This window comes from Salinicola acroporae (genome assembly GCF_003206615.1).
GTDB classification, from domain to species: domain Bacteria; phylum Pseudomonadota; class Gammaproteobacteria; order Pseudomonadales; family Halomonadaceae; genus Salinicola; species Salinicola acroporae.
The window spans coordinates 253,713-278,683 of sequence record NZ_PZJW01000001.1 but is presented as its reverse complement, the minus strand read 5'-3'; the positions used below and the strand labels follow the sequence as shown (position 1 = coordinate 278,683).

Genomic DNA, 24,971 nt, shown 5'->3' with positions numbered 1-24,971 from the left:
GCTGCTGGGCAAGATCATAGTGCGGGTATCGAGTCACGATTCCGTGACGCTCACCGGCGCTCTGGGATAGCCGCCGCTGCTCACTGAGACTTTAGCCGGTGGCTAAATGACGCACGCCATCTGCGTAGCCTGGCTAATTACGAGGTTGCTATGATGCGAGGTCACGAAACAGGGAGTGAAGAGCATGCTGAGCGTATTGACGTTCTTTCTGATTTTCTTGGGCGTTGCCGTTTCCGTCTATCAGGTCTACGACATCTATTACGCTCAGAACTTTGAAGACGATGAACGTCAGGCGAGCCGCGAAACGCCGCTTGGCCAGCTTTCGCGACACGCCGAGCGATATGCAGCCACTGGCGAATCCCAACGATTGCTGGACACTGCGAGCCGATTTTTCGGCGCGCACCTCAACCCGCATCTAGTCCTCTCCGCGGCGAAGCTGCCCAACGCGCCTCGATATCTGGGCGCGTTGCTTCGCCGTCGCCGGCGTATTCTCGCCAATGGCCAGCCCCGAGTACGCCATTTCCTTGCATGGAAGACCGATCTTCCGCGCAAGGATAGTCGTCCGTTATTGCTGAGTCTGGTGCTGGTCAACTGCCTTGTGGTCATGTTTCTAGGCGGGCTGAGTCTCTATACCGTCGTTTACCGCGTGTCCCTCGATTCGCTGGCCTGGGCGAACAGTGATTGGATACTGATGCTGCTCATCTACCTCGTGATCGTCATGACCCATGGTATCTCCCGGCTCGACGGCTACCTGCACGATCTCTACCTGATCGGTGCGCTGAATCGAACCGTGTGACGGCGGTTCCCGGCGGCAGATCCTGGGTCGGCCGCTAGCCCGACTCTGCTTCTTGCTCGAGAGGGTTCCAGATGCCGGGGCCGCTGGTTTCCTGGCTATTGAGGAACTCCATGTGCTGTCTTGCCTTGGCCTCATGGTGGTGCACGCTGACGGTCTGGCTGCTGTTGTGGGTATCGGTGACGGTGAAGTGCTGATGTAGCGTACCGGCCTGTTTGATTTTTACGATATAGCGCCTGAACATCTCGCCCCCCCCCGTGCATGCCTTAATTAATAAAATTCTAATATTACATCCCGGATGTTCAAGCTGGATTTCGGCATCTCGGGTTCGGCGACTCACGAGCCAGCCGATGTCGAGTCGCGGCTGGCTCGCGGCAGGCGCTTCGTTGCCAACGGAAGCGGTGTCGTTGCTATCTGTCGGTACGACCGGCACTGGGCTTGCAGAAGCGGTTCGTCGACTGGCTTCCTTGCTCGCGTTTTACCTCGGCTATCTAACCGGTGTTATGTAACTTGCCTGCCTAACATGCTGTCATGCTTGAAAAATTCATGAAGGCGAAGGCATGGGTCAGCAGGAAGGCTGTATTGCCCGACATTTTGGTCACTATGGAAAACTCTCGGAAAATGATCGGCGTCAGCTCGATGCCCTGGAAGGATCCGGTGCGAGCGTCGTCAAAGGACAAGTTCTCTGGCACGAAGGCGACAACGCGCGGGATTTCCATATCTTGCGAGATGGATGGGCGTACTCGTTTCGCCATCTAGAGGGCGGTACCCGCCATATCCTGGAGATATACCTGCCCGGCGACGTCATCGGGCTATACGAATTCCCATTCAAGCAGCGGCTCTCCAGCGTGGCCATGCTCGAAGACGGCGAGATTCTATCGGTAGCCAACCGGCAGCTTCTCAAGCTGTTTCGTGAATCCACTCGACTCACCTCGGCATGCTTCGCGGTCTGCTCATATCAGCAGGCGGTGCTGAGCCAAAGGTTGGTCCATCTTTCTCGCCGGAGTGCTCGCCAGCGGGTGGCGTATCTGTTGCTCGAGATAGGCTGTCGGCTGCGGCGCAACGATGAAAGCGCGCAGGAACACTTTCGCTTGCCGCTATCCCAGCAGCATCTCGCGGATGCGCTGGGGCTATCCCCGGTGCATGTCAGTCGCACGTTGACGGCGTTTCGTCAGGAAGGGCTGCTCAGGCTGGCTCGCGGCTGGGTACATATGCTCGATATGCCGGCGTTGGCCAGCGAAGGTGGTGTCGTCGGCTGTCTGCACGATCAGGTCGTGCCCACGATTTGAGCGCAGGGTGTCGATCCGCCGATGACTCGGTTCGCAGGCTGCCAAGCGAGTCCGGTGGTCCGAAAGACGAGCCGTGGACAAGCACGCCCGATGACTGCAGGACGTAAAAAAGCCGCTCTCATCGATGAAGAGAGCGAGCCGAGATGAAGCCAAGTATCTCGAGACGGACTAGACCGCGGCGCGGCGCGAGGCGCGGCTCAAAGCGCTGGTCATCTCGATCGCCATGGTCAGGTCCGCCAGTTCCCTGGGGGAAAAGGCATTCAATGCCAGCTTGCGAGTCGTCGGATTGGCGGGGCGGAAATGGGTGAAGGATTCACACCACGCCAGCGCTGCTTTCTCCCGCTCGTCGAACTCGTCGGATTCAGCCCAGGCAGTCAGCGCCTTGAGCTTGCTGGGGGAGATGCCCAGAGCTTCGGCTTGCTCGCGACGGAAATGGGTGCAACTGAGGCAGCCGTTGATCTGCGAAGCACGCAACTCTGCCAAGCAGCGGATGGAAGGATCCAGTGAGCAGGCGTGCAGTGACCTAGCGGATTTGTCGATGTTTTCGACATCGATCGTTTGCCACTTGTCAGCGTTCATCTCGGTCTCCTGAGTTCAGGTATCGTGCGATTAAACGACTATCGTTCTCAATTTTCCACAGCTTCGATTATAAAGTTCAATGGCGGTTAAAGAGTGAAACTATGGTTTGGTTGGAGACGCTCACGGAACGCCCCGCCTAGCGAGGCGTTTCCGAGATTTAACGCCGGCTGATCAGTAATCCGAGCATGGCGCCAGCCAACGTGGCAACGCCGATGCTCGACCATGGATGCTCGCGTACATAGCGGTCGCAGTCATCCAGAGACTGGTTGGCGGAGCGCTTGAAGCGGCGGTTGCGGCGGCGTGCGTCGGCCGCCATGCGAGCGTACTGCTCCTCGCTTTTCATTCGCGCTTCCTCGATCGCATCCCGTGCGTCATCTCGCAGGTCGTGCCCCAACGCCTGGCCCTGCTCGCCGATATCGTGCAGATCGTCGCGGATGCGGTCCGCCCGGGCCTGCCGGTCTTCGCGCTTGAATAGGCTCATGTTTCACCTCCCTGATGTATGGGCCTGAGTGCGTATGACAGCGTAGCCGTTATGAAGTGCCTGCGCCGGTCGAATTATCCGGGGCCCGAGATAGTCACATGACGGACGGTCCTTGTCTGGCACGTACGGTATAGTCGGCGAGCGGATATCAATGGTGGAAATGGGAAGACGACGTGTCATTGCAACTCTGGTTATCTCTGCTGGCGATCTGTGCCCTCGGTGCCATGTCCCCCGGTCCCAGCCTGGCCATGGTGATGCAGAATACGCTGGGCGGCGGGCGCAGCTGCGGCGTGATCGCTGGGATCACCCATGCGGCGGGAGTCGGTCTCTACGCGGGGTTGACGGTGCTGGGGTTGGCGGCGGTTATCGTTCATCAGCCTTGGCTCTACCGGCTGGTGACCTGGAGCGGGGCTTGCTATCTGGCGTGGATGGGCGTCCAGGCGCTGCGGGCCGGCGGCAGCGATGGCTTCGGCGTGACCTTTCACAGCAGCGATTGGCGACGCGCCATGCGCGACGGCATGTTGGTGGCGCTGGGCAATCCCAAGTTGATCGTGTTCTTCGTCGCGTTGTTGAGCCAGTTCGTCAGCGCCGACCTGAGCGTGGCGGGACGCTGGCTGATCGTCGCCACCGCGACCCTGGTGGATGGCGGTTGGTACGTGCTGGTGGCACTTCTGCTGTCGAATTCCCGCGTGCTGCCGTGGTTGCAGCGGCGCGCGGCTTGGATTCATCGGTTGACGGGACTCGTCCTGCTGGGACTGGCAGCTCGCGTGGCGCTGGGTTGAGCGCTATCGCCTTCAGCCCGGTCATGCCTCCAGGCGCTCGAGAATCGCCGCCACAGGGGCGCCAATGGGGAGAACGCCGAAGATCGGCGACGCACTGGCCAGTCTGGTGGCACAAAACGTGTCGGCGATGGCCTGGGGCGCGTATCGAATCAGCATCGCGGCCTGCAGCGCCTGGGCCATGGCCTGGGCTAGCCAGCGTGCCTCGGCCTGCAGCTGTTCGGGGCCTGCCGTCAGCCGCTCGTCGAGCGAATCGATGGCGGCGTCGAAAGCCGCATGGTGGCCTCGGGCCAGGCTCAGCTCTCGCCGCAACGCCTCGATGCTGGCCGGATGGCGATCCAGGATGCGCAGGACGTCCAGACAGATCACATTGCCGGAGCCTTCCCAGACCGAGTTGACCGGGGCCTCACGATAGAGCCTTGCCAGCGGGGTCTCCTCGACATAACCGATGCCGCCGAGACACTCCATCGCCTCGGCCATGAAGGCGGGGCCGCGCTTGTTGTGCCAGAACTTGGCCAGCGCCGGTAGCAGTCTCGCCAGCGCAGCTTCATGTTCGTCGCTCCGGGATCGGTCCATGGCGCACGCGCCCCGCATCGCCAGCATCAGGCTGGCCTCGGTTTCGATCTCGAGGTCGGCGACGACGCGCTGCATCAGCGGCTGATCAGCCAGGCGCCGGTCAAAGGCTCGGCGCGCCTTGACGTGGTGCCAGACTTCACTCACGGCCTGACGCATCATGCCTGCTGGGGCGGTAGCGGCATCGAGCCGTGTCTGCTGCACCATTTCCAATATCGCCGGTATGCCTCGGCCAGGCTCGCCGACGAGCTGCGCCCAGGCACCGGCGTATTCGATCTCCGCCGAGGCGTTGGCGCGATTGCCGCACTTGTCCTTGAGTCGTTGGATCTCGATGGCGTTTCTCCGGGCATCCGGGGTAAAGCGTGGCGCCAGAAAGCAGGACAGGCCGTCGTCTGTCTGGGCCAGGGTGAGGAAAGCGTCCGACATCGGCGCGCTGCAGAACCACTTGTGGCCGTCGAGCCGGTACCACTCGCCGGTACCGGGCGAGGTCACCGGCGACGCCCGAGTACTGTTGCGGCGCACGTCGCTGCCTCCCTGCTTTTCGGTCATCGCCATGCCGAAGGTGTTGGTCCGCTTCCGCTCGGCCGGGATGGCGGCGGCGTCATACGCTCGGCCCATGAGCCGTTCCCGCCATGCCTCGCCGTCTTGCAGCTGGCGAAGTACCGGCATGGCGGCGTGGGTCATGGTGATCGGACAGCAGAAGCCCGGTTCGGCCTGAGTCAGTAGATAGAGTGCGGCGACATGGGCTTGATGTCCGCCGTCATGCTCGCGCTCCCAAGCGACGGCGTGCCAGCCGTCATCGATAGCGAGTGCCATCAGGGCGTGGTAGGCGGGATGATATTCGACCTCGTCCAGGCGGCGGCCGTAACGGTCGAAGGCATGTAGGGTGGGCGGAAAGCGGTTAGCCTGTTCGCCCCAATGCTCGACCTCGGGAGTCCCGAGTTTCTGCCCCAGGGGCGCCAGGCGTTCGCTGACCCAGGCCGGTGCGAAGTGGGGTAGCGCCTCCCGCAGGGGGCGATCGTCTCTCCACGAGTCGCGCCGAGGGCCTGCGGCAGGCTGATTCTCGACGCAGTGCGTGGTCAGGTCTTGGCGTGGGGCGTAGTCGGCCATCAGCATCCTCCGATGTGGCTGATTCGAGCATAGACCGGGCGAACGGCGCTGTGTTTTGCATTCGACCAATGCGGCATGCAGCAGGGCAAGGCGCGCTATCGATGAGTCGTCCCCGATCACGATCAGTCACGTGATACGCTGCTTTTCCGTTTCTCGACTGGCAGGTCCCCATGAGCGACATCGTCATCGCCGATGAGCAGGTTCAACTCGTCGATCCGCGCAATCGGCCGTGCGGTAGTGCGTCACGAGCAATGATGCGGCGCCTGGGTTGCTGGCACAGGGCAACTTACATCGTCGTGCGCAACGCCCGCAGCGAGATCTGCGTGCAGGAACGCACGCCGATCAAGGAGACGCACCCGGGCTGGTTCGATCTGGCCGCCGGTGGTGTCGTGAGCGCGGGCGAGGCTCCCATGCCGGCTGCGCGGCGGGAGCTGTTCGAGGAGCTTGGCGTTCGCGGTGTCGAGTTGATAGCCGGCGGTGAATTCGTGTTCCAGGAGGCCAGCTTGAAGCTATACGGCAGTCTCTACTGGGTCGATTACGATGGACCGCTGCGCTTGCAGCCGGAGGAAGTGGCCGCCGTGCGTTGGCTGTCGATTTCAGAGGCGTTGTCGCTGGACAAAGCGACGCCTGACACGCGCCTGGCACTGGCGAGGGCCATTGCGCTCGATCACTGGTGAACGGGCCTGCGGCGTGGCACTCTGCGGAGCGGGAGCGATGCGTCCTCGGGGCGTGACGCGGTCCCGCCGACTTGAACTTGGTGTTCTCGGATCGATTCATCCATGTCGTTATATACGCAAGACTGTCGGACCCCGTCCGGCGAATCCTTCAATCTGCGTGCGCTGCGTGGCCAGGTATTGTTGATCGTCAATGTCGCCAGCCGCTGCGGTTTCACGCCGCAAATGGAGGGATTGGAGAAGCTCTATCAGGAGTACCGGGACCAGGGGTTCACGGTGCTCGCGTTCCCCTGTAACCAGTTCGGACGCCAGTCGCCGGAGTCGTCGGCCGGATTCGGCGCCTTCTGCGAACGGCGCTACGCGGTGACGTTCCCGCTGATGGAGAAGGTCAAGGTCAATGGGCGTGAAGCGCACCCGCTGTTCGTCCATCTGCGCCGTCAGGCGCCCGGGGTGCTCGGCAGCACGCCGGTCAAATGGAATTTTACCAAGTTCCTGGTGGGGCGGGACGGGCAGGTGATCAGACGCTTCGGGCCGCGTGCCGTGCCTCGCTCGCTGCGTAGCGCGATCGAGGATGCATTGGAGACGCCGTTTTCGGCGTGAGCCCGTCTTCTAGCCCGGCGGTCTCTCGCCACGCGCGACCATGACCCGCACGCCCAGTTCGTTGAAGCGCGGTCGGCTCATCATCGTCGTCAGGCCCGAGAACAGTGACCAGGTCGCCTTGCGCCATCCTCGCAGCTTGCGATTGTGGCGGACCAGTCGCGTCAGCAGTTCGGTCTCGTCGAAGGCCCGCCATTCGCCGGCCATCGAGAGCTGGTAGCGAGCCATGACCGGTGACATCTCCAGCCGATAGACCCACTCCAGCTGCTGCAGCGTCAGGTGGCTGGCATCGATCTCGCGAATCATGCGAGCGAAGTCCGACTCCCTGGGCTCCCGCTCGAGCCATAGTGGCGACAGCGCCAGCCAGAGTGCGCCACGCCGGATGACCAACTCCTCGATCTCTTGTTCGTGGGCCATGGGGCTTTCTCTACGCTCTGGGTGGGTTCGACTCGCGGGCGAGTCATCTTCGAATAGACTGGCGAGAGAGACAAGTCCGGCGCCGAAGAAGGCGGGGAGCGGCATGCGGTGCCCGGGCTCGGCAGGAACCGGAGGGGGAGGGCTCATGCGAGTTCGCCCCTGCTTTCGCCACCCTGCTAGAATGCGCCCGACAAGCATTCGCTCAATGCCACCTCCCGGCACGCTTTGCCGGGGCTTTCGTTCCGCTGTAGAAGACGAGGTTAGACGTGATCATCAAGCCCAAGGTTCGCGGTTTCATCTGTACCACGACGCATCCGCTCGGCTGCGAGCGCAACGTACTCGAACAGATCGAGACCACCCGCGCCAACCTGAGCGGCGACCAGGCGGGGCCGCGCAACGTGCTCGTCATCGGTGCCTCCAGCGGCTATGGGCTGGCGGCCCGCATCACCGCGGCTTTCGGCTACGGTGCCGACACGCTGGGTGTATTCTTCGAGAAGCCGGCGACCGAGAGCAAGCCCGGCACGGCGGGATGGTACAACTCGGCCGCCTTCGACAAGTTCGCCAAGGCCGAGGGGCTATACAGCAAGTCGATCAACGGCGATGCGTTTTCCCACGAGGTGCGCGACAAGGCGATCGAACTGATCCGCGAGGACATGGGCCAGATCGATTTGGTGGTCTATTCGCTGGCCTCGCCGGTGCGCAAGCTGCCGGATAGCGGAGAACTCAAGCGCTCCAGCCTCAAACCGATCGGCGAGACCTACACCGCGACGGCCATCGATACCAACAAGGACGCGATTATCCAGGCTTCCGTCGAGCCGGCCACCGAGCAGGAAGTGGCCGACACCATCGAGGTGATGGGCGGCCAGGATTGGGAGCTGTGGATGGATGCGCTGGACAAGGCGGGCGTGCTGGCGCCGGGTGCCAAGTCGGTGGCGTTCAGCTACATCGGCACCGACATCACCTGGCCGATCTACTGGCACGGTGCCCTCGGCAAGGCCAAAGAGGACCTGGATCGCGCCGCCGGCGAGATCGACGCGCGCCTCAAGGCCAGCGGTGGCGGGGCCAACGTGGCCGTGCTCAAGTCCGTGGTCACCCAGGCCAGCGCCGCGATTCCGGTGATGCCGCTCTATATCTCCATGGTCTACAAGGTCATGAAGGAGCAGGGCGTTCACGAGGGCACCATCGATCAGCTCAATCGCCTGTTCGGCGAGCGTCTTTACGCCGACGGCGAGCCCGAGGTGGATGAGGCCGGGCGCCTGCGCCTGGATGACTGGGAGCTGCGCGACGATATCCAGCAGGCTTGCAAGGACCTCTGGCCTCAGGTGACCAGCGATAACCTGTTTGCGCTGACCGACTACGCCGGCTACAAGCACGAGTTCCTCAAGCTGTTCGGCTTCGAGCGGGACGACGTGGATTACGAGGCCGACGTCGACCCGAAGGTCGAATTCGACGTCGTTCAAGTCTGATTCCGACGCACTACCGCATGAACCGTCGATCATGAACGTCAGCGATACCCCGCGCCGAGTGGGGTTCGTGATGTTACCCGGCTTCTCGCTGCTGGCGCAGGCCTGCGCGATCGAGCCGTTGATCGTCGCGAACACGCTCTCGGGGCGACGGCTCTATGCCGCCACGACCTTCGGCATCGATGGTCGAGCGGTGAAGAGCGTGGCCCAGCTCTCGTTCTCGCCGGAGAGCGTCGCCGGGAGTGATGCGCGCCACCTCGATATGCTGTTTGTCTGCGCCCCCGCGCCGGATGGCGCCGGGGCCGTGGACGAAACTGGCGAGACGCTGATCCACTGGCTGCATCGTCTGGCCAGCCGTGGCGTGATGCTGGGTGGTATTGCCGGCGGAACCCACTGGCTCGCCAGGGCGGGTGTGATGGACGGTTATCGGGCCTCGATTCCCTACGCCAGTGCCGACGCGTTCACGCGAACCTTCCCGAAAATTCACGTGTCTCACCAGTTGTTCGAGATCGACCGCGACCGTCTCTCCTGTGGCGGGGGAACGGCGGCCATGGACATGCTGATGACGCTGATCGGCCAGCAGCAGGGCGCGACGCTGGCGCAGCGAATTTCCGAGCACTTCGTCTGCGAGCGGATTCGCATGGCCGACGAGCCGCAGCAGACATCGCTGCGCTCACGGCTTGGCCATGCGCCGCAGAGCCTGGTGGACGCCGTGGCACTGATGGAGGCCAACATCGAAGAGCCGTTGACCACCCATGAGCTCTCGGCCCATCTGGGGATATCCCGGCGACAACTGGAGCGACTGTTCAAGAAGCATCTCCAGGCCGTGCCCAGCCGCTACTATCTCAACCTGCGCCTCCAGCGGGCGCGCAAGCTGCTGCGCGAGAGCGATCAGGCGGTGGGGGAGATCGCGTTGGCTCATGGCTTTTCGTCGGGGGCGCATTTCTCGACGGCCTATCGCCACCATTTCGGCATCAGCCCCAGAGACGAGCGGCTAGGCCTGGCTGGACAAGCGACATGATCTCGAAGGAGCTTGCAGGATGAGGATCGACGATCACTGGCTCGACACGGCCAGGCGAGTGGCGTCACCCAACGCCAACGCGCGGCCGCAGGGGGAGGTGTCCGCAGTGGTCCTGCACGGGATCAGCCTCCCCCCGGGGGTGTTCGGCGGCGATGCCATCGAGCGGCTGTTCACCAATACACTGGACCCCGACGCTCACCCCGCTTTCGGCGCGATTGCCGCGCTGCGGGTGTCGGCGCACCTGCTGGTCCGGCGCGACGGCGAGTGTGTGCAGTTCGTTCCCTTCGATCGCCGCGCCTGGCATGCCGGCAAGTCCCGATGGCACGACGGCGGGCGTCTACGCGAAGGGCTCAACGATTTCACCATCGGTATCGAGCTCGAAGGCGCCGATGAAGTGCCCTACCGGGAGGCCCAGTATCGCGTACTGGCCGAGGTGTTGCAGGCGCTGGCAAGAGACTATCCGCCAATCACCACCGAACGGATCACCGGACATGGGTACATCGCGCCGCTGCGCAAGATCGATCCGGGCCCGGCGTTCGATTGGGCTTATCTGCGTCGCTGCCTGACAGCGACGGTTTGAGTGCTACGCTCAAGGGTGGCGCGAGCCTGTAGCTCGACTACACCAACCGAGACTCCCGGTGGGGCGTCACGAATGGCGACTAAGCGACTGATGTCACGGCATTTGGGCATTGCCACCAGGAGGATCGAAGCGTCTGCGAATTGGCAGATGAGGGCGTTTGCGGTATCTTCTTCGCCTGATTTCCCGCGTCCCGCACGCCCGCTGTAATTCAGTTACAGCCAAAAAATCTCGGAAAGCGGCCCCAAAAGAGCCGCGCCCGCACCGAAGAGCGCATATTCCCAAGCCCCGCTGCGGCTACCCGCCATGGCCGGGCGAATGGCAAACCTTTTCCCATTCGGAGAGTTGTCTATGAGTCTGGAGACACGAGAAGATCTCGATCCGGTCGAGACCACGGAGTGGTTGGATTCCCTGGCCTCGGTTGTCGAGCATGAGGGCGAAGAGCGCGCTCGGTACATCCTGACCCGGTTGGCGGACCGTCTGCGTCGTGACGGCTCTTCACCGCCGTTTTCCGGGACCACGCCGCACCGCAACACCATTCCCGTCCATCGTGAAGCCAAGATGCCCGGCGACATGTTCATCGAGCGCAAGATCCGCTCGGCGATTCGCTGGAATGCCATGGTGCAGGTTCTGCGGGCGAACAAGAAGCACAAGGGCCTGGGCGGTCATATCGCCAGCTATCAGTCCAGTGCCACGCTCTACGAAGTGGGTTTCAACCATTTCTTCCGGGCCGACAACGGCGACCACAAGGGCGACCTGCTCTATATCCAGGGGCACGTGACGCCGGGTATCTACGCGCGTTCATTTCTCGAGGGCCGCCTGACCCAGGAACAGATGGACAACTTCCGTCAGGAAGTGGATGGCGACGCGCTGCCATCCTATCCGCACCCCTACCTGATGCCGGACTACTGGCAGTTCCCCACCGTCTCGATGGGGCTGGGGCCGATCCAGTCGATCTACCAGGCCCACGTGATGAAGTACCTGCACTCACGCGAGCTGGAGGACATGAAGGACCGCAAGGTCTGGGCGTTCCTCGGCGACGGCGAGTGCGACGAGCCGGAATCCCTCGGTGCGCTGCACCTGGCCAGCCGCGAGAAGCTCGACAACCTGATCTTCGTCATCAACTGCAACCTGCAGCGTCTCGATGGCCCGGTGCGTGGCAACTCGCGCGTGATCGACGAACTCGAAGGTGTCTTCCGGGGTGCCGGCTGGAACGTCATCAAGGTGGTCTGGGGCGGTCTATGGGACCCGCTGTTCGAGAAAGACACCAAGGGCATGCTGCAGAAGCGCATGGACGAGGCGGTCGACGGCGAGTATCAGAACTACAAGGCGCAGGGCGGTGCCTACACGCGCAAGGAGTTCTTCGGCAAGTACGAAGAGACTGCCGAGATGATCAAGGACTATTCCGACGAGGAAGTCTTCCGTCTCAACCGCGGTGGCCACGATCCGCAGAAGGTCTACGCGGCGTACCACGAGGCGGTCAACAATGCCAATGGGCGTCCGACCGTGATCCTGGCGCACACCGTCAAGGGCTATGGCATGGGTGGCGGCCACGGCGAAGCCGACATGGAAGCCCACCAGATCAAGTCGATGGACGTCGACGCGCTCAAGGCGTTCCGTGACCGCTTCGGCATCCCGGTCTCCGACAAGCAGATCGAGAGCGGCGATATTCCCTACTACAAGCCCGAGGACGACAGCCCGGAGATGAAGTACATGCATCTCCAGCGCGAGCGGCTGGGCGGCTTCCTGCCGGCACGCAAGGCCGACTTCGAGGCGATGGAGATCCCCGGTCTCGACGACAAGATGTTCGCGACCCAGATGAAGGGCTCCGGCGACCGTGAAGTCTCGACCACCATGTCGTTCGTGCGCGTCCTCAACGGCCTGGTCAAGCATAAGCAGCTGGGCTCCCGTATCGTGCCGATCATTCCGGATGAAGCCCGCACCTTCGGGATGGAGGGCATGTTCCGCCAGCTCGGTATCTACGCCGCGGAAGGCCAGAAGTACGAGCCGATGGATGCCGGCCAGATCATGTACTACCGCGAGGACAAGAAAGGCCAGATCCTCGAGGAGGGCATCACCGAGGCGGGTTCGATGTCGGCGTGGATCGCGGCCGCGACCTCCTACGCCAACCACCATCTGCCGCTGATCCCGTTCTACATCTACTATTCGATGTTCGGCTATCAGCGAATCGGCGACCTGGTCTGGGCGGCCGGCGATCTCCAGGCGCGCGGCTTCATGGTCGGCGGCACCGCCGGTCGTACCACCATCAACGGCGAAGGCCTGCAGCACCAGGATGGCCACAGCCATATCCTGATGTCGACCGTACCGACCTGCCGCGCCTACGACCCGACCTACGGGCACGAGCTGGCCGTCATCGTGCAGGATGGCTTGAAGCGGATGTTCCAGGACAAGGAAAACTGCTTCTACTATCTGACGGTGATGAACGAGAACTACTCGCATCCGGAAATGCCGGAAGGCAGCGAGGAGGGCATCGTTCGCGGCATGTACCGCCTGCACGAAGGCAAGGCTGCCGGCAAGAAGAAGCAACCGCGGGTCCAGCTCATGGGCAGCGGCACCATCCTCCGCGAGGTCGAGGCGGCTGCCGAGATGCTGGCGGAAGAGCATGGCGTGATCGCCGATGTCTGGAGCGTGACCAGCTTCAACGAGCTGCGTCGCGAAGCGCTCGAATACGATCGTCAGCAGTTCCTCGACTACGACGAGAAGCGCGAGAAGCCTTGGGTCGTCCAGCAGCTCGAAGGGGCCGAGGGTCCGGTCATCGCATCGACGGACTACATGAAGCTGTATGCCGATCAGATCCGCGCCTGGGTGCCCAACGACTTCCACGTGCTCGGTACCGATGGTTTCGGACGTTCCGACACCCGCGAAGCGCTGCGCCGCTTCTTCGAGGTAGACCGCTACTACGTGACGATTCAGGCCCTGCGTGCATTGGTCAAACGGGGCGAAATCGAGGCCAAGGTCGTCAACGATGCCATGAAGAAGTACGGCATCGACCCCGCCAAGCCCAGCCCGCTGGTGTCTTGAGTCGACGGACCACGTCAGGGTGCCGTCGCCGGCTGAAAGCGACGGCCAGAATGCCTGAATTAGCCGACCTTGCCCGCGGCGCGGGTCGGCAGATGATTAAAGGAGCGCGACCTTGAGTAGCGAAATCATCAAAGTTCCCGACATCGGCGGCAGCGACGATGTCGAAATCATCGAGATTGCGGTGAGCGTCGGCGATGTCATCTCCGCCGAGGACACCATGATCACGCTGGAGTCGGACAAGGCCAGCATGGATGTCCCCGCGCCGAAAGGCGGCAAGGTGGTCAAGATTCTGGTCAAGGAAGGCGACACCGTCTCCGAGGGCGACGACATCCTCGAGCTGGAAGCGGAAGGCGAAGGCGATGATGAGCCGGAAGCCACGTCCGATGACGACGCCTCCGATGAGTCGGCCTCGCAGGATGACGCCGAGTCGCAGAAGAAGGAAGAGCCCGAGAAGGCAGCGCCGAAGAAGAAATCCTCCGGCGGGGGCAAGCGCACCGTCGAAGTGAAGGTGCCGGACATTGGCGGTGGCGATGGCGTCGAGATCATCGAGGTGGCCGTCAGCGAGGGCGACGAGATCAGCGAGGAAGACACCCTGATCACGCTCGAGTCCGACAAGGCCTCGATGGACGTGCCCAGTCCCTATAGTGGCAAGATCGTGTCGCTCTCGATCAAGGAGGGCGACAGCGTCTCCGAAGGCGATCTGATCGGCACCATGGAGATCGCTGGCGAGGGCGACGACGAGGAAGATGGCGAGGAGGCCGCGTCCGAAGAAGAAGCGGCCAGCGCCGAAGCGGACGATGACGGCGAAGATCAGGACTCCGAAGAGCAGGGCGACGACGATCAGGGCGGCGATGAAGGTGGGCGCAAGGAGATTCGCGTTCCCGACATCGGTGGCAGCGATGGCGTCGAGATCATCGAAGTCGCCATCAGCGAAGGCGACGAGATCAACGAAGAAGACACCTTGATCACGCTGGAGTCGGACAAGGCCTCCATGGACGTGCCGAGTCCCTACAAGGGCAAGATCGTCGAAGTCGCTGTCAAGGAAGGTGATAGCGTTTCCGAGGGTGACCTGATCGGCTACGTCGAAATCGCCGGCCAGTCCGGTGGCAAGAAGAAGTCGGCCAAGTCCGATGGTGACGCGAGCAAATCCGGGGCGAAGACGTCCAAGAGCGATGCCAAGAAGGACGATGCCAAGGCGTCGGCCGACTCGCGGGCCCAGCGGCAGCCCAGCGGCGAGCCGAGCCCGGAAGCGCGCGAGAAGCATGGCGATGACAAGACCGCCGGTGCCCATGTGCATGCCGGTCCGGCGGTCCGCAAGCTGGCTCGCGAGTTGGGTGTCGACCTCGGTGAAGTCAAGGGCTCCGGTCCCAAGGGGCGGATCCTGAAGGACGACGTCGACGGTTTCGTCAAGCAAGTGATGAAAGCGCGCAAGAGCGGTGGTGCCTCGGCGCCCGCGGCCGCTTCCGGTGGCGCGGGCATTCCGCAGGTACCGGCGATCGACTTCAGTCAGTTCGGCGAGATCGAAGAGAAGCCGATGAGCCGTCTGATGAAGGCGGGTGCCAACAACCTGCACCGCAGCTGGCTCAACGTGCCTCACGTCACCCAGTTCGACGAAGCGGACATCACTGAGCTCGAGGCCTTCCGCAAGTCGATGAAGGCGGAGGCCGAGTCTCAGGGCGCCAAGCTGACGCCGTTGCCGTTCATGATCAAGGCGTGTGCCTATGCGCTGCGCAAGTTCCCGCAGTTCAACTCGAGCCTGCACCCGGATGGCGACAAGCTGATCGTCAAGCACTACGTGCACATCGGGGTGGCGGTCGATACCCCGGACGGGCTGATGGTGCCGGTGATCCGCGATGCCGACAAGAAGTCGCTGATCGATCTGGCCAAGGAGTCGGTCGAGCTGGCCAAGAAGGCGCAGAACAAGAAGCTGTCCCGAGAGGAGATGAGCGGTGCCAGCTTCACCATCTCGAGCCTCGGCTCGATCGGTGGTACGGCCTTCACGCCGATCGTCAACACGCCGGAGGTGGCCATTCTCGGCGTTTCCAAGTCGTCGATGAAGCCGGTCTGGAACGGCAGCGAGTTCGAACCGCGTCTGATGCTGCCGCTGTCGCTCTCCTACGACCACCGGGCAGTCAACGGTGCCGATGCGGCGCGTTTCACCGCTTTCCTGGCGCAGGTGCTGACCGATATTCGGCGCATGCTGGTCTGACGCGGGGTTCGCTCGATCCACGCCAACGGCTCCTTCGGGGGCCGTTGGCGTTTATTGCCCGGCGATCAGGCTTCATTGGCGCGCTCGGCAGCGGTGCGTCGATCCAGGCGAGTCTTGTGCGCTACCCGATCGGCAGGTATCGTCATGAGCCATTGACGGTGTCGTCTGCGTTGAGTCCTCAACGCCGCTGACCGGTCCGACAACCGATGCGATTCACGAAGGAGCAGTTATCAATGCGTTTGATCCTCTTGGGCGCCCCCGGCGCTGGCAAGGGTACCCAAGCCCAGTTCATCTGCGAGCATTTCCATATCCCGCAGATCTCCACCGGTGACATGCTGCGTGCCGCGGTCAAGGAGGGAAGTGAACTGGGGGTCAAGGTCAAGGAGACCATGAACAGCGGTGCTCTGGTATCGGATGATCTGATTATCGCCCTGGTCAAGGAACGCATCTCCCAGCCCGACTGCGCCAACGGTTTCCTGTTCGACGGCTTCCCGCGCACGCTCCCGCAGGCGGATGCGATGAAGGACGCCGGCATCAAGCTGGACCACGTGGTGGAGATCGCCGTCGACGACGAGGAGATCGTCAACCGGCTCTCCGGGCGTCGCGTCCACCCGGACTCCGGGCGTGTCTATCATGTCGACTACAAGCCACCCCGGGAAGAAGGCAAGGACGACGTTACCGGCGAGCCGTTGATCCAGCGTGACGACGACAGTGAAAAGACCGTGCGCCATCGTCTCTCGGTCTATCACGACCAGACCGAGCCGCTGGTTGGTTACTATCGCGAGTGGGCGACCGAGGATGCCGAAGCCGCACCGGGGTATCACCGTATCGCCGGCGTTGGCAGCGTCGACGAGATCCGAGAGCAGGTCCTCGCCGCGCTGAAGGGCTGACCCGCCAACGACCCACTGGTCATCCCGAACGGCTCCGCTTCCTGGCGGAGCCATCGTTTTGACATCGCGATGGCGCTATACTCGCCACCTCCTTGATGCTGCCATTCCCCGGGAAACCGATGCCGACGTTGCTGGCGCTGGACGCCTCCTCTACTGCCTGCTCCTGCGCGCTGATATGGAATCACCAGATCGTTCAGCGTTTCGAGATTGCCCCCCGTGAACACACCCGGCTGCTGCTGCCGATGATCGACGAGGTGCTGGCGGAAGCCGGCGTGACCCTGGCCCAGCTCGATGCGGTCGTCTATGGTCATGGCCCGGGTTCGTTTACCGGCCTGCGGATCGCCGCCGGCATTGCCCAGGGGCTCGCCTACGGCGCCGACCTGCCGCTGGTCGGGGTTTCGACGCTGGAAGCTCTGGCGCTCGCGGCTCACCGCAAATGGCACGCGCGGCACGTCATCGCCGCCCTCGATGCCCGCATGGATGAGATCTATGTCGCTGCCTATCACTGCCACGACGGCGCCTTGACCGTGGCGCTCGAGCCACGCGTCACACCCCCTTCGAGACTGCGTCTGCCCGGTGCGGATCGCGATATCGAGTGGCTGGGGATAGGCAGCGGTTGGCAACTTTTGTCTAATATACCTGTCGATGTACAGGTTGCATTGCCGCAAACCCTCCCCGACGAACTACCGGCGGCGGAGGATCTCGTGCGTCTGGCCGCCACATCATGGGAGCGTGGCGCGCGCGGCAGCGCGCCTCACGAGGTAATCCCCGTCTATCTGCGTAATGAGGTGGCATGGCGTAAGGCGTGAAAGATCGAGGTCCACGATGGCGACCTCCTCCAACAAGGATATCGAAAGAAAATGGATGTTTTGCAACTGGCCGCACTCGCCATCATCCAGGGCTTGACGGAATTCCTGCCCATCTCCTCCTCTGCACATCTGATTTTACCCTCCCAGCTCTTCGGCTGGTCCGATCAGGGGCTGGCCTTCGACGTGGCAGTCCATATCGGCTCTCTGGGCGCCGTGCTGTTCGCGTTTCGACATGAAGTCTGGCGTATTATTCACGCTTGGTTCACTCAGTTAGGCGGGCGGGGGCAGACGCCGGAGAGCCGCCTCGGTTGGGCGATCATCGTCGGTACCATTCCGGCGGTCATCTTCGGGCTGTTGATCGAGGATTGGGTCGAGAGCGCGGGACGCTCCGTGCTGGTGATCGCGACGACGACGATCGTCTTCGGCGTGTTGCTGGGTATCGCCGACAAGCGGGGCTCCCGGATACGCCCGATCGAAACGATGTCACTCAAGACGGCACTGTTGATCGGTCTTGCCCAGGCCATTGCCTTGATTCCCGGCACCTCTCGCTCGGGAATCACCATGACGGCGGCCCTGATGCTCGGCTTTACCCGCCAGGCGGCGGCGCGTTTCTCGTTCCTGTTGTCGATTCCGCTGATTCTGGCGGCGGGTTCGTTGAAAGGCGTGGAGCTGGTCCAGGCGGGCACCACGACGCAGTGGCACGAGATCTTTCTGGGTGTGGCATTCTCGTTCGTGGCGGCCTGGCTCTGCATCAGGCTGTTCCTGGTCGCGCTGGACAAGATCGGCATGATGCCTTTCGTGATCTACCGACTACTGCTGGGTATCGCCCTGTTCGTGTGGGCGACGTGAGCGAGGCGGTCCCGCCGCTGATCGTGGCAGGAGAGTCGCTGGTCGATCTGGCCACGCGCTACGGCCTGCCCTGGGCCGCGTCGGCGCCTGCGGACGGGCTGGTTCTGCAGCGCGCCGGGCACGGGCTCGAGATCGCCGGTGACGCCAAGCGCTACGGCCTCCCGGTCCGGGCCGACTTCGTCTCCGGCGCGGTGGCGCATCGCCGACGCTACGGCGGCGGGCGTGGACAGCTGGTGGCACGCGCCTGCGGATTCGGCCAGGGCGTGACGCCACGGGTCGTCGATGCCACGGCCGGCCTGGGCCGGGATGCCTTCGTGCTGGCGTCGCTGGGAGCCGACGTATTGATGATCGAGCGGGTGGCGGCGATCCATGCGCTGCTGGAGGCCGCGCTGTCGCAAGCGATGGCGGACGATGAGGTGGGGGAGATTGCCGGGCGGCTGTCGTTGCGCCACGCCGATAGCGCGACCGGCCTGGCGGCTGCGGTCGACGACTGGCCGCATGAGCCCCAGGTGCTGCATCTCGATCCGATGTTCCCGCACCGGGAGAAGTCGGCGTTGGTCAAAAAGGAGATGCGACTGTTCCGGGACCTGGCAGGTGGGGATGACGACGCCCCGCGCCTGCTGGAGGCGGCGCTGGATGTCGCCACGCATCGGGTAGTGGTCAAGCGTCCGCGGAAGGCTCCGCCGATCGATGGTCCCGCGCCGAAGCATGTGCTGGAGGGAAAGACGAGCCGCTACGACCTTTACGTGCACCGTTCACTGAAGCGCTGAGTCGAGTCAGGGGCGCGCCGGGCCTGGCCCGGCGCGCCAATATCGACCGTGCACCGTTACTGGCGTTTCAGTGTCATGTCGGCACCGGACTGGATCGACTGCATGTGCGTATCGAGGACTTCCAGATCGCCGTTGTCGAGCGGCCGCAGGTAATAGATCGTGTTGCCGCCGGCGCCCTTGAGCTCATAGATCGTCGGCATCTGTTGCGGTCCGGCGTCCTTCAGGACCAGGAAATTGCCCTGGGTCTTCATGGGCTCGTCACTGCGTCCCTGATAGAGGCTGTTCAGTACGTAGGCCCCGCCGGTGTCATCCATGTTCATCATCTCCAGATCGACCTGGATGCCAGAGCAGTCCGCGCAAGGTAGTACGCCTTCATACTCACCGGCTGCCTTCTCGTACGGCGAGGGCGGCGCGCTGGCGCACCCCGCCAGGGCCAGCGCCAATCCCAGCAATCCTGCACCCACCAATTCTGGCTTACGCATTGCTTATTCCTTTTTTAGCAAAATGCGATTCTCAGTATAGTGTGAAAATCCGGTGGCGAGAGTGTCGGGCTCAATCGCCGGTCTGGCGGGGCAACGTTGCACCGCGCCGACGTCTGAACAGGATCATCCAGAGCGCAACGCCGATCAGCGAGCCGCCGATCGCATGGGCCCAGGTCACCTGCTCGCCCAGAAAGAGCGCGCCCCAGAGCACGCCGAACGCGGGCACCAGCATGGTGACCGTGAGCGGCTTGACCGGTCCGAGATCTTCGACGAGCCGGAAATAGAGAAGGTAAGCCAATGAGGTGCAGGCGAGTCCCAGCGCCAGCATCGCCCACCAGACGCCGCTGTCGTCCCAGGCAGTGGCGCGGGGCGTCAGCGTCAGTTGGCCGAGCATGAAGGGCGCCAGCAGTAGCGTCGCGCCGACCTGCGAGCCCATGGCGATAAGGCGCGAGTCCAGGCCGCCGCGATCGGCCACCCAGCGCTTGACGATGAACCCGCCCAGCCCGTAGCAGACCGCGGCAATCAGACAGGCGGCGGCGCCAATGAGCAGGCCACCGTCGATCCGGACAGGCCCCGCGCCCACCAGAACGCCGACACCCAGCATGCCCGCCGCGACGCCGACCAGCCGATCTCTCGTCAACGGCTCGTGGAACAAGGTGGCGCCGATGACCACCCCCATCAGCGGCGTCGAGGCGTTGAGCATCGCGGAATAGCCGGCGGGCAGATACTGCGCGGCGATGCAGAACATGCCGAACGGGATACCGGAGTTGATCATGCCGATCGCCAGCACTGCTCCGAGCTTGCCCTCGAAGCGCCAACGCACGCGCAGTAGCGCCAGGATCACCACCAGTCCCGCTGCACCGAGCAGCACGCGGAAGAACGCCGTGGGGAAGGCTCCCAGGGCCGGGGTGGCGATGCGCATGAACAGAAAACTGGCGCCCCATAGCGCCGATAGCAGAAGCAGACGACCCAGCGAGAGTAGCGGCATGCTGAACAGGCTCCGAGAGTGATCGGAGCGTAGCGTAAACCGCTCCTGCGTCGAAGTCCGGCGATTTTCGGAACTCACGGTTTTTGTCGAGATCCTCGAAGCCAACTATGCTCAGGTGTCAGCGGAATGACTCCGCTGCGGCAACGGCAATCAAGGAGATCGAGATGTACGAAGATCAAGTGAAAGGACGCACCGAGGAACTCAAGGGGCATGCTCAGGAGACGATCGGGGGCCTGACCGAAGATGACAATCTCCGCCGTGAGGGCAAGGCCCGGCAGGCCGCCGGCAAATTGCAGGCCAACTACGGCGAGAAGCTCGACGACGTGCGTGAAGCGACGGTGAAGAACCCGATCAGCGCCTTGGCGATCGCCGGTGGTGTCGGCGTGTTCCTGGGGATTCTTCTCGGCCGGCGTTGATGAGTTCCTGAACGAGCCGAAGAACGTATCTCGACCCCGGCAACAGGCCGGGGTCGTCGTGTCTGCCGGTAACCACCGCTGGTATCGGTCACGATCATCAAGCCCGCCTGGCTTGCAGGACGTCCCGCGAGAAGCGACAGTCTGACCGGTATTCATTCATGGGCTATCGTTTTGTCGACTCCTCTTATCTATCTGGCTGCGGCGTTGGCGGAAATCGCGGGTTGTTTCGCGTTCTGGGCGTGGTGGCGATCGGGCAGTTCCGCGTTGTGGTTGGCCCCGGGGGTCACCAGCCTGGGACTGTTCGCATGGCTGCTGGCGCTGGTGGAGAGTGACTACGCCGGACGTGCCTACGCCGCCCATGGCGGTGTCTACATCGTCACCTCGGTGTTGTGGTTATGGCTCGTCGAGCACCGCCTGCCGGATCGCTGGGATGTGACGGGGGCGGCGATCTGTCTGGTCGGCGCCAGCGTCATACTCTTCGGGCCTCGCGGTTGAGGGGGGCCACGCGAGGGCGGGATAGCGGAGCGCGCTGTTTCGTCCGATGGTAACGAATCCCTCCTAAAATCGGCCGGGATTTGACGCGAAAAAGTCTTGAGGCCAGTCTCTGACGAGGTCATCATCTGCGACCTCTCGCCGGTTCCCAGGGGCGGACGAGAGACCAAGACCGGGGTGGCATCGGGTCGGGGTGCGCTGAATCTTTGAGACGTTAGTTGCCCACTACCGATAAGACCTTATCACTGTTGACTTTTCCCGATCTGGAAGCGAATTCATGAGCAAAGTCCTGATTGTTGGTGCCGGTGGCGTCGGTGGCGTCGTGACCCACAAGTGCGCACAGCATCCCGAAGTATTCAGCGAGATCTGCCTCGCCAGCCGCAACGAAGCCAAGTGCAAGGCCATCGCCGAGCAACTGCCGCGTTCGATCCAGACCGCCCAGATCGACGCCGACAGCGTCGAAGCGCTGGTCGGGCTGATCGAGTCGTTCAAGCCGGATATCCTGATTCACGTGGCGCTGCCTTATCAGGATCTCACCATCATGGAAGCCTGCCTTCAGACCGGCGTGCCCTATCTGGATACCGCCAACTACGAGCATCCGGACGAGGCCAAGTTCGAATACAAGGAGCAGTGGGCGTTTCAGGATCGCTATGCCAAGGCGGGTGCGATGGCCACGCTGGGTTGTGGCTTCGATCCGGGCATGACCAATATCTACTGTGCCTACGGCCAGAAGAACCTGTTCGACGAGATCCACCGTATCGATATCCTGGATGCCAATGGCGGCGACCACGGCTATCCGTTCGCGACCAACTTCAATCCGGAAATCAACATTCGCGAGATCACCGCGAACGGTCGTTACTGGGAGAAGGGCGAGTGGGTCGAGACGCCGCCGTTGGCCGAGAAGCGCAAGTTCGATTTCGACGGCATCGGCGAGAAGGACATGTATCTGCTCTATCACGAAGAGCTGGAATCGTTGTCCCAGAACATCAAGGGCCTGGAGCGCATTCGCTTCTGGATGACCTTCTCGGAGAAGTACATCACGCACCTCAAGGTGCTCGAGAACGTCGGCATGACCCGCATCGAGCCGATCCAGGTCGAGGGAGTCGAGATTTCCCCGCTGCAGTTCCTGAAGCAGGTACTGCCGGATCCGGCATCGCTCGGCCCGCGCACCAAGGGCAAGACCAACATCGGCGTCATTCTCGACGGCATCAAGGATGGCAAGCGTCGCAAGGTGTACATCTACAACATCTGCGACCACGAGAAGTGCTACGCCGAAGTCCAGTCCCAGGCGATCTCCTACACCACCGGCGTGCCGGCGGTGACCGGTGCGATGCTGATGCTGGAAGGCATCTGGAAGGGCGAGGGCGTGTTCAACGTCGAACAGCTCGATCCCGACCCGTTCATGGCGCGCATCGGCGAGATGGGGTTGCCGTGGCAGATGGTCGAGCTCGATCCTGACCAGGACCCTCTGGCCTGATGGCGACGCACGACACCGCTCACTCGCTCGACGCCGCTCCGTTCGATGTCGGTGCCTGCCCGTCGCCGGCGTACGTGGTGGATGACGCGCTTTTGCGGCGAAACCTGGAGCTGCTGGGGCGGGTGCAGGCCGAGAGCGGTGCCAAGATTCTGCTGGCGCTGAAAGGCTTCGCCATGTGGAACACCTTTCCGCTGGTGAGTCAGTACCTGGTGGGCACGACCGCCAGCGGGCAGGACGAGGCGCGCCTGGGCGCCGAGACGTTCGGCGGCGAAGTCCATGTCTATTCGCCAGCGTTCACGGCGCCGGAGATGGATGTGGTCCTGCGCTACGCCGATCACCTGAGCTTCAATTCGCCGAGCCAGTGGCGGCATTTCCGCGAGACGGTTCGAGCCGCGCCGCGCCGCGTGTCCTGCGGGCTGCGGGTCAATCCCGAGCACTCCACCGGTGAGGTGGCGCTCTACGATCCCTGCGCGCCGGGTTCGCGTCTTGGCACACGGGCGATCGATCTGTCGCCGGGAGACGTCGAGGGGCTGGAAGGCCTGCATTTCCATGCGCTGTGCGAGCAGAATAGCGATGCGCTGGAAGCCACGCTGGCGGCGTTCGAGACCAGGTTCGGGCAGTACCTGGCCGGCATGCGCTGGGTCAACTTCGGCGGCGGACACCACATCACTCGCGCCGATTACGATATCGAACGCCTGGTTCGGGTGATCCGTGACTTCAAGGCGCGCTATCCCCATCTCGAGGTCTATCTCGAGCCGGGCGAAGCGATCGCGTTGAACACCGGCTATCTGGTCTGCAGCGTGCTGGATATCGTCGACAACGATGGCCCCATCGCGATCCTGGACACCTCGGCGACAGCGCACATGCCGGACGTGCTGGAGATGCCGTATCGGCCCGAGATCATCGGCGGCGCCAAGCCCGGCGAGAAGACCCATACCTACCGCCTCGGCGGAACGACCTGCCTGGCCGGCGACGTGATCGGTGATTACGCCTTCGACCGGCCGCTCGAGATCGGCGACCGGCTGGTGTTCACCGACATGGCACACTACACCATGGTCAAGACCACCACCTTCAACGGCATTCGTCTGCCGGCGATCTGCCGGATCGACGAGACAAGCCGCGAGGTGCGCACCGTCAAGACCTTCGGCTACGTGGACTACATGCAGCGCTTGAGTTGATGGGCCAGACATCGGCCCTGATGACAATGCCCCGCACCGCGGGGCATTTTTCATGGTCGGCTGGGTGTGCGCTGCGCCGGAGAGAGAGGTGGCGCTGACTGGTATTGGGTGATGATATCCAGCAGCTCCTGTCCAAACCCGGGCAGGGCATGGTCGTCGCGAATCAGGATGCTGCGTTCGCGATATGCCCAGGCGTCGCTCAGGTGACGTACGCTCAAGCGCATGTGGCCTCGATAACGAAGCGCGCAGGACTCCGGAATGATACCCACACCGACGCCAGCCTCGATCATGCGGCACGCCGACTCGAAACCGAATACCTGAATTCTGACCGGCAGTGGCTTGCCCAGCTCCAGCGCCTTCATCTCCAGATAATGAAACAGGGTGCTGCCCTCGTGCAGCGTGACATGCGGATAATCCAGCGCATCCTCGTAGGTGACCTCCTCGCGCTCGGCCAGGGGGTGGTCGAGCGGCGTCGCCAGCACCAACCTGTCCTGGCTGAAAGGCAGTGTCTTCAGCCGTGAGGGCACCTCGACGCCCACCATGATGCCAAGGATGCCCATGTCAGCGGTGCCGTCGAGCACGCCGCGGACGATATCGCTGGTCATCCGCTCCTGAAGATCCACGGTGATACCGGGACGCGCGGCGAGAAAATCGGCCAGCACTTCGGGCATGAATTCGATCACGGCGGTCGTGTTGGCGAAGATCCGCAGATGTCCGGCAGCGTCGCTGGCGTAGCCGGAGAACTCGCTCTTCACACGCTCGACCTGGCGCAGGATGAGGTGGGCGTGCTGCAGCAGCCGCTCCCCAGCCGGTGTCAGTTCGACACCCTGGCTGCTCCGGTAGAACAGACGGCTTTCCAGTTGCGCCTCCAGCGACTTGACGCGGCCACTGACCGCCGCCGTCGACAGATGCGCGCGCTGTGCGCCGGCCGTCAGGCTCCTGGCTTCCGCCACGTGGACGAAGATACGCAGATCCGCCAGATCGAAATGCATTGGGGTTGGTTCCTTCGGTGTGAC

The 24,971-nt window shown here is 63.0% G+C and carries 26 protein-coding genes; 18 read left to right on the top strand and 8 right to left on the bottom strand.

The window, feature by feature from the left end; all coding sequences use genetic code 11:
* Positions 1 to 184: 184 nt before the first annotated feature.
* Positions 185 to 796, top strand: a complete 612-nt coding sequence (locus tag DOM54_RS01205) for a hypothetical protein (protein ID WP_110714602.1) — start codon at positions 185 to 187, stop codon at positions 794 to 796.
* A 34-nt stretch (positions 797 to 830) separates the two neighbouring features.
* Here DOM54_RS01205 and DOM54_RS19935 read toward each other — a convergent pair whose 3' ends face one another.
* On the bottom strand, positions 831 to 1,037 hold the full coding sequence (locus DOM54_RS19935) for a hypothetical protein (RefSeq protein ID WP_162619737.1): 207 nt from the start codon (positions 1,035 to 1,037) through the stop codon (positions 831 to 833).
* Positions 1,038 to 1,353: 316 nt separating this feature from the next.
* Between DOM54_RS19935 and DOM54_RS01195 the strand changes: the two genes are divergently transcribed.
* A complete protein-coding gene (locus DOM54_RS01195) occupies positions 1,354 to 2,082 on the top strand; it encodes a Crp/Fnr family transcriptional regulator (RefSeq protein ID WP_110714600.1) in 729 nt (242 codons plus the stop codon).
* Positions 2,083 to 2,250: 168 nt separating this feature from the next.
* Here DOM54_RS01195 and DOM54_RS01190 read toward each other — a convergent pair whose 3' ends face one another.
* Together DOM54_RS01190 and DOM54_RS01185 are read right to left on the bottom strand one after the other, a co-directional pair.
* Positions 2,251 to 2,661 (bottom strand): carboxymuconolactone decarboxylase family protein, encoded by a 411-nt coding sequence (locus DOM54_RS01190; RefSeq protein WP_110598453.1) that lies wholly within the window; start codon positions 2,659 to 2,661, stop codon positions 2,251 to 2,253.
* 157 nt (positions 2,662 to 2,818) lie between these two features.
* Entirely contained in the window at positions 2,819 to 3,142 is a 324-nt protein-coding gene (locus DOM54_RS01185) for an ElaB/YgaM/YqjD family protein (RefSeq protein WP_110714599.1), read from the bottom strand.
* Positions 3,143 to 3,315: 173 nt separating this feature from the next.
* On the opposite strand from DOM54_RS01185, the gene DOM54_RS01180 reads away from it, so the two are divergent.
* Positions 3,316 to 3,924: a LysE family translocator gene (locus DOM54_RS01180; protein WP_110714598.1), complete on the top strand. Its 609-nt coding sequence runs from the start codon at positions 3,316 to 3,318 to the stop codon at positions 3,922 to 3,924.
* A gap of 21 nt (positions 3,925 to 3,945) precedes the next feature.
* Here the strand turns inward: DOM54_RS01180 and DOM54_RS01175 are convergent, their stop codons facing one another.
* Positions 3,946 to 5,604: an acyl-CoA dehydrogenase family protein gene (locus tag DOM54_RS01175; protein WP_110714597.1), complete on the bottom strand. Its 1,659-nt coding sequence runs from the start codon at positions 5,602 to 5,604 to the stop codon at positions 3,946 to 3,948.
* 170 nt (positions 5,605 to 5,774) lie between these two features.
* Between DOM54_RS01175 and DOM54_RS01170 the strand changes: the two genes are divergently transcribed.
* Both DOM54_RS01170 and DOM54_RS01165 read left to right on the top strand, forming a co-directional pair.
* Complete coding sequence (locus tag DOM54_RS01170) at positions 5,775 to 6,281, top strand: NUDIX hydrolase (protein WP_110714596.1); 507 nt, start codon at positions 5,775 to 5,777, stop codon at positions 6,279 to 6,281.
* A gap of 102 nt (positions 6,282 to 6,383) precedes the next feature.
* The gene (locus tag DOM54_RS01165) at positions 6,384 to 6,878 is read left to right on the top strand and encodes a glutathione peroxidase (RefSeq protein ID WP_110714595.1); all 495 of its coding nucleotides are present in this window, start codon (positions 6,384 to 6,386) and stop codon (positions 6,876 to 6,878) included.
* Positions 6,879 to 6,887: 9 nt separating this feature from the next.
* Here the strand turns inward: DOM54_RS01165 and DOM54_RS01160 are convergent, their stop codons facing one another.
* Positions 6,888 to 7,292 carry a DUF7079 family protein gene (locus DOM54_RS01160; protein WP_110708365.1) on the bottom strand — a complete coding sequence of 135 codons (405 nt, stop codon included), beginning with the start codon at positions 7,290 to 7,292 and terminating at the stop codon, positions 6,888 to 6,890.
* 266 nt (positions 7,293 to 7,558) lie between these two features.
* Here DOM54_RS01160 and fabV point away from each other — a divergent pair, with 266 nt between their 5' ends.
* The 9 genes from fabV to DOM54_RS01115 all read left to right on the top strand — a co-directional run bounded on the left by fabV (position 7,559) and on the right by DOM54_RS01115 (position 18,922).
* Positions 7,559 to 8,758 (top strand): enoyl-ACP reductase FabV, encoded by a 1,200-nt coding sequence (gene fabV / locus DOM54_RS01155; RefSeq protein ID WP_110714594.1) that lies wholly within the window; start codon positions 7,559 to 7,561, stop codon positions 8,756 to 8,758.
* A 31-nt stretch (positions 8,759 to 8,789) separates the two neighbouring features.
* A complete protein-coding gene (locus tag DOM54_RS01150) occupies positions 8,790 to 9,776 on the top strand; it encodes a GlxA family transcriptional regulator (protein ID WP_206018972.1) in 987 nt (328 codons plus the stop codon).
* A gap of 19 nt (positions 9,777 to 9,795) precedes the next feature.
* Positions 9,796 to 10,356 carry a 1,6-anhydro-N-acetylmuramyl-L-alanine amidase AmpD gene (gene ampD, locus DOM54_RS01145; RefSeq protein ID WP_110714593.1) on the top strand — a complete coding sequence of 187 codons (561 nt, stop codon included), beginning with the start codon at positions 9,796 to 9,798 and terminating at the stop codon, positions 10,354 to 10,356.
* A gap of 348 nt (positions 10,357 to 10,704) precedes the next feature.
* Positions 10,705 to 13,395 (top strand): pyruvate dehydrogenase (acetyl-transferring), homodimeric type, encoded by a 2,691-nt coding sequence (gene aceE, locus DOM54_RS01140; RefSeq protein ID WP_110714592.1) that lies wholly within the window; start codon positions 10,705 to 10,707, stop codon positions 13,393 to 13,395.
* 112 nt (positions 13,396 to 13,507) lie between these two features.
* Positions 13,508 to 15,604, top strand: a complete 2,097-nt coding sequence (gene aceF, locus DOM54_RS01135; RefSeq protein ID WP_110714591.1) for a pyruvate dehydrogenase complex dihydrolipoyllysine-residue acetyltransferase — start codon at positions 13,508 to 13,510, stop codon at positions 15,602 to 15,604.
* A gap of 233 nt (positions 15,605 to 15,837) precedes the next feature.
* Positions 15,838 to 16,494, top strand: coding sequence for an adenylate kinase (adk, locus tag DOM54_RS01130; protein WP_110714590.1), 657 nt, complete (start codon positions 15,838 to 15,840; stop codon positions 16,492 to 16,494).
* 119 nt (positions 16,495 to 16,613) lie between these two features.
* Positions 16,614 to 17,303, top strand: a complete 690-nt coding sequence (tsaB, locus tag DOM54_RS01125) for a tRNA (adenosine(37)-N6)-threonylcarbamoyltransferase complex dimerization subunit type 1 TsaB (RefSeq protein ID WP_110714589.1) — start codon at positions 16,614 to 16,616, stop codon at positions 17,301 to 17,303.
* A gap of 51 nt (positions 17,304 to 17,354) precedes the next feature.
* Positions 17,355 to 18,152 (top strand): undecaprenyl-diphosphate phosphatase, encoded by a 798-nt coding sequence (locus DOM54_RS01120; RefSeq protein ID WP_110714588.1) that lies wholly within the window; start codon positions 17,355 to 17,357, stop codon positions 18,150 to 18,152.
* On the top strand, positions 18,149 to 18,922 hold the full coding sequence (locus DOM54_RS01115) for a class I SAM-dependent methyltransferase (RefSeq protein ID WP_110714616.1): 774 nt from the start codon (positions 18,149 to 18,151) through the stop codon (positions 18,920 to 18,922). Before DOM54_RS01120 ends, DOM54_RS01115 begins: the two co-directional genes overlap by 4 nt.
* Positions 18,923 to 18,978: 56 nt before the next feature.
* On the opposite strand, the gene DOM54_RS01110 is transcribed toward DOM54_RS01115, so the two are convergent.
* Positions 18,979 to 19,404: a copper resistance protein NlpE gene (locus DOM54_RS01110; RefSeq protein WP_110714587.1), complete on the bottom strand. Its 426-nt coding sequence runs from the start codon at positions 19,402 to 19,404 to the stop codon at positions 18,979 to 18,981.
* A gap of 70 nt (positions 19,405 to 19,474) precedes the next feature.
* Complete coding sequence (locus DOM54_RS01105; RefSeq protein WP_110714586.1) at positions 19,475 to 20,392, bottom strand: DMT family transporter; 918 nt, start codon at positions 20,390 to 20,392, stop codon at positions 19,475 to 19,477.
* 164 nt (positions 20,393 to 20,556) lie between these two features.
* Between DOM54_RS01105 and DOM54_RS01100 the strand changes: the two genes are divergently transcribed.
* From DOM54_RS01100 to nspC, 4 genes are all read left to right on the top strand, one after another.
* Positions 20,557 to 20,808 carry a CsbD family protein gene (locus DOM54_RS01100; RefSeq protein ID WP_157958188.1) on the top strand — a complete coding sequence of 84 codons (252 nt, stop codon included), beginning with the start codon at positions 20,557 to 20,559 and terminating at the stop codon, positions 20,806 to 20,808.
* Positions 20,809 to 20,979: 171 nt separating this feature from the next.
* On the top strand, positions 20,980 to 21,303 hold the full coding sequence (locus DOM54_RS01095) for a YnfA family protein (protein ID WP_110714585.1): 324 nt from the start codon (positions 20,980 to 20,982) through the stop codon (positions 21,301 to 21,303).
* Between the two features lie 274 nt (positions 21,304 to 21,577).
* The gene (locus DOM54_RS01090) at positions 21,578 to 22,777 is read left to right on the top strand and encodes a saccharopine dehydrogenase family protein (RefSeq protein ID WP_110714584.1); all 1,200 of its coding nucleotides are present in this window, start codon (positions 21,578 to 21,580) and stop codon (positions 22,775 to 22,777) included.
* A complete protein-coding gene (gene nspC / locus DOM54_RS01085; RefSeq protein ID WP_110714583.1) occupies positions 22,777 to 23,955 on the top strand; it encodes a carboxynorspermidine decarboxylase in 1,179 nt (392 codons plus the stop codon). The genes DOM54_RS01090 and nspC overlap by 1 nt, the downstream gene beginning before the upstream one ends.
* 50 nt (positions 23,956 to 24,005) lie before the next feature.
* On the opposite strand, the gene DOM54_RS01080 is transcribed toward nspC, so the two are convergent.
* Positions 24,006 to 24,947 (bottom strand): LysR family transcriptional regulator, encoded by a 942-nt coding sequence (locus DOM54_RS01080; RefSeq protein WP_110714582.1) that lies wholly within the window; start codon positions 24,945 to 24,947, stop codon positions 24,006 to 24,008.
* Positions 24,948 to 24,971 lie beyond the last annotated feature (24 nt).